Source organism: Azospirillum sp. TSO22-1, assembly GCF_003116015.1.
GTDB lineage: Bacteria > Pseudomonadota > Alphaproteobacteria > Azospirillales > Azospirillaceae > Azospirillum.
The window spans coordinates 1-9,590 of the sequence record NZ_LGQZ01000086.1 but is presented as its reverse complement, the minus strand read 5'-3'; the positions used below and the strand labels follow the sequence as shown (position 1 = coordinate 9,590).

Below are 9,590 nucleotides of genomic sequence, written 5' to 3'. Positions count from 1 at the left end.
CATCCCCGCTACACCGCCCGCACGCAATCCCGCCCGTCGGACTTGGCGCGGCGCAACGCGTCCTCGGCGCGGCGGACGGCGGTGGCGACGTCGTCGTCGGGCAGGCAACGGGTAATGCCGACGCTGGCGGTCACCGACCGGCCGCCGCCCGGGGTGGTGGTGTTGGACACCGCGCGCCGGATGCGCTCGCCGAACAGCACCGCGTCGCTCAGGTCGGAGCGCGCCAGCACCGCCAGGAAGGTGCCGCCGCGGTGGCGGCCCAGCAGCTCGTCGTCGCGCATCTGCTCGCGGATGGCGCCCGACACCCCGCGCAGCGCCTCGTCCACCGTCACCGGCGCGGCGGCGTCGACCAGCGCCGGGAACTGGTCCACCTCGATCAGCGCAAGGCAGACGGTGCCGCGCTGCCCCTCCCCGTCGCCGAGCCGGCCCCGAAGCTCCTCCGTCTTCTCCAGCAGGACGTGGTGGTTGAGCGCTCCGGTCAGCTGGTCGGTGGCGTCGCGGTGCGCGAACTCCGACAGCACCAGGGCATAGCGCGCCGCACCGTAACGGGCGAAGGCGAACAGCACCGCAAAGGCGACGAGCACGATCAGCACGCCGACCACCACCGACAGCGCCACCGAACTGCCGAGCTGTTCGTATTGCCGGCCGAGGTCGAGGTACACCTCGAAGCTGCCGATGACGCGGGATTCGTGGCGGATCGGCAGGTAGGTCTCGACCACGTCGACGTCGAAGCGCACCCCGCCGCCGAGGTCGGCGACCTGCCCGCGCCGCTTGATCTCCGACAGCGTCGCCCCGCCCGCCAGCACCTGCCGCAGCAGGGGATTGTCCGGATCGGCGCGGCCGATCAACGGCACGTCCGTGCTGTAGACGATGAGCGAGCCTGCGTCGTAGATCTTGATCTTGTAGATGCCGAAGGGCTGGAGGTAGCGCCGCATGCGGCGGTCGAAGGCGGCGAAATGCTCCTCCGCCAGCCGCACCGCCACCACGCCCGGCTCGGCCGGGGCGAGCAGCAGGTCACGCTCCTGCGCCAGCAGCGCCTCGGCGACGCTGGTCGCCAGCACCTCCGCGTCACGGATCATCTCCGACCGGTAGATGACATAGACGCCGGTCCCGAACAGGACGGAGATCACCACGGCCGCCGCCACCAGCAGCGCCGCGAAACCGCGCAGCAGATCCCTCGGTGCCGAAGGCTCGAAAGCCGCACGCAAGGCACGAGCGCGCCGATTCCCATCGTGTTTCAACAATGAAATCTTGCTGGGATCCACGATTGCTCCGGTCATGCACGAGAACCTCCGCCCCTGTCTCAAACACAACGCACACAAACAGGGAGCGGCTGTATCCGGTTATTCCATACAGTATTTCACGAGCCCTGAAAACTCCTCATGCAACAACCACGCCGCCGCCTTCGTACATCCATAGCTTTGCATTGCGCAACATAGCCGCGCATTCGTCACCTCAGACGCCACCAGACGCAGATCTCAAAACATAGAAAAATAAATCAAAGTTCCCGATTTCGAGAAGATAAGAGTAACTATCCTTCGCAATCCAAAAACAATTCTGCCATGCGACCTTGAATGCTTTGATAGCCAGCGATCCCCTCTTTTAAAGATCACCCCTTTGTGCTAAAGAAAGAGGCATCACGACCTCCGACCGGCGCAGCGGGAACTGCGTTCAATCCACCGATCGCATAGGCATTGAACGGACCCTCCATGCACATTGTCCTGGCAACCCATCACGTTCTGCTGATTGACGGACTCCGCCCCTACCTCGCGCCGATGTGCGGCGAGGACGGCCTGACCGAGGCGAGCACCATGCGCCTCCTGCGCGCGGCCTTGCAGGCCGACGCGCCCATCGACCTGGTCATGGTCGATTTCTGCATGCCCGGCGTCAACACGGCCGAGCTGGTCGGCGAGATCAAGCGCCAGCGGCCGGACACGGCGGTGATCGTGCTCGGCCCGGCGCTGCACCGCTCCTTCATCCTGGAGGTCATGAAGTCCGGCGCGTCCGGCTACATCTCCAAGCAGATGAACGCCAACATCGTGATGTCGGCGGTGCGTCTGGTCGCCAGCGGCGAGCAGTACGTACCGGCCGCCATGCTGTCGCTGGAGGACGCGCCGAACGGCCAGGTCTGCGGCCACGACCTGACGCCGGACGGCAGCTGCGGCGCCAAGGCGCTGACCGACCGCGAGCGCGACATCCTGCAGCTCCTCAAGGAGGGCATGCCGAACAAGGTGATCGCCAACACCCTCGACATCAGCGTCGTCACGGTGAAGAGCCACCTGTCCAACGTCTTCCGCAAGATCGGCGCGCGCAACCGCGTGCACGCCCTGCGCCTGCTGACCAACGGCACCGAGAAAGCGGGCTACACGCGCGCCTGCTGCTGAAGTGCATAGCCCCTCCCTCAGCCCCGCTGGGGGAGGAAGGGGCCCGCGCCGCAGGCGCGGGAAGGTGGGGGCCATGGCGTAGGTGGCAGGAGTTGATTCTCGTGCATGCCGCTGCCCCCACCCAACCCTCCCCCGCCGGAGGCGGGGGAGGGCATCATGGAACCCCTACCCCAGCCGCAGGCCCATCAGCTTGCCCAGCGTGGCGATCATCGCCGGGTCGTCCCAGTTGGCGGCGCCGACGAGGCGCGTCCTGGTGCGGCCGGCGGCATCCACCACCAGCGTCGTCGGATAGTCGGCCAGCCCCAGCCGCCGCGCCGTGGCGTGGTCGGGGTCGATGTGGCGGGCGAAGGTGAAGCCCTGGCTGCGCAGGTATTCGCGCACCGGGAACGGGTTGGTGTCCTCCGACAGGCCGATCAGCAGTCCGCCGCGCGCCGCCAGCCGCAGCGACAGGCGTTGCAGCGACGGCATCTCCGCCCGGCACGGCGGGCACCACGTGGCCCAGAAGTTGATCAGCAGCGGCTTGCCGGCGAAGTCGGCGAGCGTGTCCGCCCCCTCCTCGAACAGGCGCACCATCCGCAGGTCGCCGGGCAGACCGACCGCCGGCGCCTCCGCCACCCGGTCTTCGCGGCACCCCGCCAGCAGCCCGGCGGCAACAGCCGCGGCACCACCCAGGAAGTTCCGGCGATCCATGTCAGTTGCCCTCCTTGGGTTCGGCGTCCGGTGGACGGGCCTGCCCGCGCCGTGCCTCCAGGGTCGCCGACCACTCCCAGATGGCGCTGGCGGCGAGCACGCGGAACTTCTCGTCGTCGCGCGGCGTCAGGTGCTCGAAGGTGCGCATGGCGCCCAGCGCCTCCTCCAGCCGGCCCATCCCCTCCAGCGCCACCGCCAGGCCGAAATAGGCGTTGGTCTGGTTCGGGTTGATCTGCAACGCCTTGTCGAAGGCCCCGGCGGCGTCGCCGTGGTTGCCCATGGTGGCCTGCGCGAAGCCGATGTTGACGAACACCTCGGGCATGTGCGGGCGCAGGTGGCTGGCGGCGTTGAAGCTGACCAGCGCCTCGTGCGGGCGGCCCTGGCGCAGGTACTCGACCCCGGCGGTGAAATAGTCGCGGAAGGCGTCGTCGCCCGGAGCCGGGGCGGCGGCCGGAACCGGCGCAGAAACGGATGGCGGCGCGGGTGGCGCCTCGACCACCACGCCGCGGTCGTCCGACGTCAGCCCGAGGATGAACGAGCCGACCGCCGTCACGGAGACGACAACGCCGGCCAGGATCCAGGAAGTCCGCGGGTGCGTCCTCATATCATTCCCCCTAGATCATTCCCTTATGCGGCGCGACGGACACGAACGGCATGCCGAAGAAGGTGCCGAAGGCGACGACGAAGATGGCGAGGATGGCCAGGGCCGACACTTCCGGCGGCGGCTTGCGGGTAACGCGCAGGTGCAGGTAGCCGGCAACCGCCAGCCAAGTCAGGAACGCCCAGGTCTCCAGCGGGTCCCAGTTCCAGTAGCGGCCCCAGGCGTCCTGCGCCCACACCGCGCCGGCGGCCAGCATCAGGCACTCGAACACGAAGGCCAGCAGCACGAGACGGAAGTTGATCTCGTCGAGCAGCTTGGTGGACGGCAGCGCAGCGAAACCCGTCCCCGCCCAGCGGCGCAGCAGGATGACGACGCTCCCCCCCACCGCCACCACGGTGACGCCGAGGAACACCTTGCCCAGCAGCACGTGCACCGGCAGCCACAGCGTGTCGTAGGTGACCGGGAACAGCGTGTCCTGCGCCTCCACGGTCAGCAGCCAGACCACGAGGATCTGCAACACCGGCAGTACCGCCGCCAGCAGCCCGCGCAGCCGCGGGATCAGCAGCACGCCGGCAAGCGTGACGGCGTGCAGGCTCCAGACGTTGCTGGACAGCACCTCGAACATGTCGACATACGGCCCGTGCCCCAGCCGCTGCCAGCGCAGCGCGATGGACACCGCATGCACCACCAGCGCCAAACCGATCACCGCCGGCACCGGCAGCGCCCGGCCGCGTCGCGCCTCGGCCAGCGCCATCACCGCCGCCAGCGCGTACAGCGCGATGGCGCCCAGCAGCGTCCAGTCCTCAAGCATCGGCGTCCCCCGCCACGGCGCGGATCTTCACCACCGCGTGCCAGCCCAGCCCGGCGCACGCCACCAGCACCGCCGCCGCCAGCCAGGGCAGCGTCGGGTCGAAGAACACCGTGTAGCCCATCCAGGCGCGCAACTCCTCGTAGCGCAGGCGGGCGTCGCCGATGCGCATCTCCTGCCCCGGCTTCAGCTCGTACCGCCGCGCGCCGAGGCCGACGACGAGGGTTGCGTCGTCCGGCACGCGGAAGCTCCAGGGCTGCTCCGGCGTCGCCACCGGCGCCGGCAGATCGAGCCACAGCTCCAGCTCCGGCCCGTCGGGCATCGTCCAGCTGTTGGCCTGTTTGTAGTCGTGCATCGGGTAGGAGGGCAGATGCACCGCGCCGGTGCGGCGCTGCCCGTCGGCGCCGATGTGCGTCAGCAGCAGCGCGAAGCCCTTGTTCGGCGTGGTGTAGAAGCGGTAGCCGAACATCTTCAGCGGCCGGTCGTCGCCGACCGTCACCTCGTCCCAGCCGCCGCCCGCCGTGGGCACGAAGACGGTGCTGTTGGTGTGGCGGCGCTGCAGCCCGGCGTCGTAGTCGATGCGGAACGGCCCCTGCACGAAGGTGACCTTGCCCAGCCCCCAGGGGTGCAGCGGCCCGGCCTTGGCGTTGACCAGCGCCGGGTCGAAGGCGCCGCCCTGCGTCACCTCGACCGAGCCGGTCAGCGCCGTCAGCCGCCCGCCCGCCGCGGTCAGCGCCAGCACCGCCAACCCGACGTGGAAGACCAGCAGCCCCGGCTGCCGGCGCAGCTTCCCGTTGGTCGCCAGCGCCGCCGCGAGGTTGACGAACAGCCCGCCGCACGGCAGAGCCAGCCAGCGCGCGTCCATCGCCCCGGTCGCCAGTCCGTGCACCAGGATGGCCGCGGTCACGCCCATCCACGCCAGCGTCCACCACAGCGACGCCAGCACGCCGAGCGCCCGCGCCACGGCGGACGGCAGGCGGAGCGCGGCCCGCACGCGGGGATTGCCGAGCGCGGCGGCGCCCATCACTCCATCCCCTGCGTCAGTTCCTTGAACACGGCGACGCGACCGTTGAACATGTCGGCGACGTAGACGCGGTTCTGCGCGTCGGTCCACACGCCGGCCGGCAGATAGAACTGCCCGTCCTCCTTGCCCGTCCCGCCGATGGGCAGCAGGAAGCGCCCCCGCGGGTCGAAGACCAGCAGGTGGTCGTAGTAGGACTCGACCACGTAGACGCGCCCGTCGCCGCCGACCGCCACGCCCTTCGGGCGCGCCATGTTGCCGACGTTCAGGCCGATCTGGCCGAACGCCTGCTTGCCGTCGCCCTCCAGCGAGAAGACCTGGATGCGGAAGTTCAGCGTGTCGGCGACGTACAGCCGGTCGCCGGAGATCGCGATGTGGGTCGGGAAGTTGAACTCGTAGGACTCGTGGCCGCGGGCGCCGATGGTGTCGATCAGCTTTTCCTCGGGCGAGAAGATCAGCACCTTGTGGCGCGCGGTGTCGGTGACGTACAGGCGCCCGGTGCGCGGGTCGCGGGCGATGCCGGTGGGGCGCGCCATCTCGCCGGCCCCGAAGGTGCCCAGCGGCGTGCCGGTGCGGTCGAGGTGGACGACGACGCCCAGGTTGGTGTCGGTGACGTACAGCCCGCCCTTGCCGTCCAGCGCGACGCCGGAGGGCGCGGCGAAGTCCTGCTCGTCGGTCGCCTGGTTCCAGCGCAGGAACTTCTTGGCGGGCATGTCGAACACCATGACCGCCTGCTGGCCCATGTCGGCGACGTAGACGCGCCCCTCGGCATCGACAATGCCGGCGACCGGGCGCTGCAGTTCCACCGGCGCCGCCTGACCGAACAGCGCGCCGGTGATGAACTCGGCGATTTTCAGCGCGGTGCTGCGCGAGGTGGCGGCGGTGTCGGTGGTGAAGTCGTTCTCGCCGATCAGCGTGCCGGCGTAGGCGTAGCGCGCCGTCTCCGGCGGGTCGGGCCAGACCTTGGCCTGCCCGGCGGGCGCCAGCGTGGGCGCCAGCTTCGGCCCGGCGCAGCCGGCCAACGCCAGCACGGCCAGCAGGACGGCGGCGCCGAGTTTCATTGCACCTCCCCCGCCGCGGTGCGCTGGCGCGCCTGCTCCTCGGGCACCACGCGGAAGACCTGGACGCGGGCGTTCTGCCGGTCGACCACGTACAGCCGGCCCTGGTGGTAGGCGAGGTTGCCGGGGCTCTGGAACTCGCCCGGCCCCTGGCCCGGCTTGCCGTAGGTCTCGACCAGCCGGCGGTTGGCGAAGATCAGGATGCGGTGGTTGAAGCCGTCGGAGACGTAGACGCGCCCGTCGTCGTCCACCGCGATGCCGCCGGGATCGGTGAAGGTCTCCTTGCCGAAGGTCGCGATGTACGACCCGTCGAGGCCGAAGACGTTGATGTGCCGGCTGATGCCGTCGACCACGTAGAGCAGGCCGTCCGGCCCCTGGATCATGGCGCGGATGTTGCGGAAGTTGCCCTCGCCGTCGCCGCGCTCGCCGATGCCGTACAGCGACACGCCGGCGCGGTTGAACGCCACCACGCGGTCGTACAGGCCGTCGGCGACGAAGATGCGCAGGCCGCGCTTGTCGGTGGTCACCGCGACCGGGCGGTTGAGGTTCTCCTCGTCCTTGAAGACTTTGACCTTCTCGGCGTCCTTGTCGTACTGCACGACCTTCTTGCCGTTGCCGTCCGACACGAAGAGGTCGCCGAGCTGGCTGAGGTGCAGGTCGGTCGGCTCGTCCAGCTCGGTCAGCGTGCGCAGGTGCGTGAAGTCGGCGCCGGGCAGCCCGTCCTTCGCCTGATCGGACAGCCAGCGGAAGCGGTAGAGCGACTGCGTCGCCTCATCGACGATGAACACGCCGGGCTCGCCGGCCGCCACCGCGACCGGGTTGCGCACCAGCGGCTTGAGGTCGGACGCCCCGGTGATCGCCCGCGCCACCGAACCGAGCCCGCCGCCGGTCTGCGCCAGATAGCCGTCGAGCGTGGTGAAGGGGATGAGCCGCTTGCCGGCCCCGCCGCCGGCCTGCTCGACCGAGTAGAGCCGCCACTGCCGCTGCGCGTCGGCCGGGCTTTTCGCGGACTGGCAGCCGGCCAGCAGCAGCGCCGCGGCGCCGAGGGCCGCGGCCAGGGCGGTCGTGCGGAGGGCGGGCCAGCGCATCACTTCAGTCTCCGCGGGTCCTGCGGCGTGTTGTGGCAACGGAAGCAGTCCGTCACGGGGAACGCCACCTTGCCGTGGCACACCCCGCAGAACTCGCCCTTCAGGATGGAGTACATGTTGACCGGATTGCCATCCTTTTTCGGCAGGAAGATCGCCGGATGGCAGTTGGTGCAGGCGAGCCACTCGGTGTGTTCGCGGTGCGGGAACTTGACGTTGGGCATCGACGCCGTGCGGGTCATCAGCACGTTCATGTCGACGACGTTCATCTGCGCGTCGGGCTGCACGCCCTTGCGCGGGTTGATGGCGCCGCGGCGCAGCGCCTCCACCCAGTTGACGTAGTTGCCGCCGGTCGGGTTGGGCGGCAGCACGCCCAGCGCCTCCTGCGGCGCCTGCAGAACCGACAGCGCCGGGTTGGAGGGATCATAGATGCCCTCCGCGCCCAGCGGCGGGTGCAGCTGCCACTGGGCCGGCGGCTGGGCGGCCGGCGCCTTCTCCGCCGCGGGGGCGAGCGCCGTCCCGCCGAACAGGACCGCGCCCAGGAGCGCGACGATGGTGAGATAGCGACGCATGATGCCTCTCAAAAGGCGGGCGGACGATGCGCGCACCCTCCGCCCCCTTGGCAAGGACCCGATCAGCCCGGGATATAGGCTCCCGCCATGCGCAGCGCGCGGATCAGGATATCCGTGGACTGGCCCAGCTCGTCGATGGCCTTTTTGTGATCGTTCTTCTTGGCGCGCGCCTCGGCATCGTTGCGGATGCCCTGCGCCTTGCCGCGAAGATCCTCGACCTGCTTGAGGATCATCGGATCCGGGTTCTTCTCCGAGATCGTCAGCTTCAGCAGGAAGAAGTGCGAATCGTTGCGGTCGATCTCGTAGACATACTCGTCGGCCGGCGAATCGAACTTCAGGGTCTTGGTCAGCTTGTCGCCGTCGCGCAGCGCCGCGACCTCCTTGCTGACCGCGGTGTAGGCCCGCTCGACCACCACCAGCGCGCCCTCCTTGTTGCCCTTGGCGGCCATCGCCTCGGCTTCGTTGAGGGTCTGCTGGATCGCCGCCTTGCGCTCGGCGGCCTTGCCGGCCTGCTTCTTCTCATCGGCCACGCGGGTGTAGGCGTCCATCAACGCCTTCACCGAGGCGACGCGGCTGGTGTAGACCTCCTGCGCGCGGTCGGCCTTGACGCTGCCTTCCGACAGGCGGCGGGAGTGGGTCATCACCCCGTCCACCGCCTGGTTCAGCTTGGCGTCGGCCTGTTCGTACTTGCTGTTGGCGATGTCCTGCTTGGCCGCCTCGACCAGCGCGCGGGAGTTGGCCAGCGCCTTCCTGGCCGCGTCGTCGCCGCTCGACTCGATGGTCTTGCTGGCCACCGAGTGGCTGACCAGGTTGGTGACGAACTTCGCCTTCTGCTCGGTCGTCGAGGGCGTGACCGGCACCCGCTTGTCGGCCTGGGCCATGGGCTGCGAGCAGACCAGGACCATGGCGAGGAAGGCGGCGGCGACGGCGCCGCCCAGTCTCAAGAGCACGTTCATGTCGTTCTTCCCTTTAGCGCGCGGCCTTGATGGCGGCGGGCTGGACCACGTCGCCGGTGTTGTTGCCCCACGAGTTGCGCTTGAAGGTGATCACCGCGGCGATCTCCTCGTCGTTGAGGTTCTCGGCCCACGGCGGCATCGCGGTGTTCTCGACGCCGTTCAGCACCGTCTTGATGTGCTTGTCGATCGGCCCGCGCACGACCTTGGAGCCCTTGAGCGCCGGGAAGGTGCCGGGCTGGCCCTCGCCGTTCTCGCCGTGGCAGCCGGCGCAGTTGTCGAGGAACACGGCCTTGCCCTTGGTCATCAGCGCGTCCTTGGTCAGCGCCGCGGCCGGGGCGGCCGGCTTGGCCGGCGCGGCGGGAGCGGCGGCCGGGGCGGCGGCAACGGCCGGGGCCGGCGGCGGGGCGGCCGCGGC

11 protein-coding genes are annotated in these 9,590 nt (G+C 69.7%); 1 reads left to right on the top strand and 10 read right to left on the bottom strand.

Features of this window, described 5'->3' with window-relative positions:
• Positions 1 to 8: 8 nt before the first annotated feature.
• Complete coding sequence (locus TSO221_RS22785) at positions 9 to 1,208, bottom strand: GGDEF domain-containing protein (protein ID WP_109120819.1); 1,200 nt, start codon at positions 1,206 to 1,208, stop codon at positions 9 to 11.
• Positions 1,209 to 1,709: 501 nt separating this feature from the next.
• On the opposite strand from TSO221_RS22785, the gene TSO221_RS22780 reads away from it, so the two are divergent.
• Positions 1,710 to 2,384 (top strand): response regulator transcription factor, encoded by a 675-nt coding sequence (locus TSO221_RS22780; RefSeq protein ID WP_109120818.1) that lies wholly within the window; start codon positions 1,710 to 1,712, stop codon positions 2,382 to 2,384.
• A 165-nt stretch (positions 2,385 to 2,549) separates the two neighbouring features.
• Here the strand turns inward: TSO221_RS22780 and TSO221_RS22775 are convergent, their stop codons facing one another.
• The 9 genes from TSO221_RS22775 to TSO221_RS22735 form a co-directional block, all read right to left on the bottom strand.
• Positions 2,550 to 3,074, bottom strand: coding sequence for a TlpA disulfide reductase family protein (locus TSO221_RS22775; protein WP_109120820.1), 525 nt, complete (start codon positions 3,072 to 3,074; stop codon positions 2,550 to 2,552).
• A gap of 1 nt (position 3,075) precedes the next feature.
• Complete coding sequence (locus TSO221_RS22770) at positions 3,076 to 3,678, bottom strand: tetratricopeptide repeat protein (protein ID WP_109120817.1); 603 nt, start codon at positions 3,676 to 3,678, stop codon at positions 3,076 to 3,078.
• Between the two features lie 10 nt (positions 3,679 to 3,688).
• The gene (ccsA, locus tag TSO221_RS22765; RefSeq protein WP_109120816.1) at positions 3,689 to 4,486 is read right to left on the bottom strand and encodes a cytochrome c biogenesis protein CcsA; all 798 of its coding nucleotides are present in this window, start codon (positions 4,484 to 4,486) and stop codon (positions 3,689 to 3,691) included.
• Positions 4,479 to 5,507 carry a cytochrome c biogenesis protein ResB gene (locus tag TSO221_RS22760; protein ID WP_109120815.1) on the bottom strand — a complete coding sequence of 343 codons (1,029 nt, stop codon included), beginning with the start codon at positions 5,505 to 5,507 and terminating at the stop codon, positions 4,479 to 4,481. The genes ccsA and TSO221_RS22760 overlap by 8 nt, the downstream gene beginning before the upstream one ends.
• Positions 5,507 to 6,565 (bottom strand): 6-bladed beta-propeller, encoded by a 1,059-nt coding sequence (locus TSO221_RS22755; RefSeq protein WP_109120814.1) that lies wholly within the window; start codon positions 6,563 to 6,565, stop codon positions 5,507 to 5,509. Before TSO221_RS22755 ends, TSO221_RS22760 begins: the two co-directional genes overlap by 1 nt.
• On the bottom strand, positions 6,562 to 7,650 hold the full coding sequence (locus TSO221_RS22750; protein WP_109120813.1) for a hypothetical protein: 1,089 nt from the start codon (positions 7,648 to 7,650) through the stop codon (positions 6,562 to 6,564). Before TSO221_RS22750 ends, TSO221_RS22755 begins: the two co-directional genes overlap by 4 nt.
• Entirely contained in the window at positions 7,650 to 8,219 is a 570-nt protein-coding gene (locus TSO221_RS22745; RefSeq protein ID WP_109120812.1) for a c(7)-type cytochrome triheme domain-containing protein, read from the bottom strand. The genes TSO221_RS22750 and TSO221_RS22745 overlap by 1 nt, the downstream gene beginning before the upstream one ends.
• Positions 8,220 to 8,281: 62 nt before the next feature.
• On the bottom strand, positions 8,282 to 9,175 hold the full coding sequence (locus tag TSO221_RS22740; RefSeq protein ID WP_109120811.1) for a hypothetical protein: 894 nt from the start codon (positions 9,173 to 9,175) through the stop codon (positions 8,282 to 8,284).
• A gap of 13 nt (positions 9,176 to 9,188) precedes the next feature.
• Positions 9,189 to 9,590 (bottom strand): cytochrome c (locus TSO221_RS22735; RefSeq protein WP_146208881.1); only part of this gene is annotated, 402 nt, incomplete at its 5' end.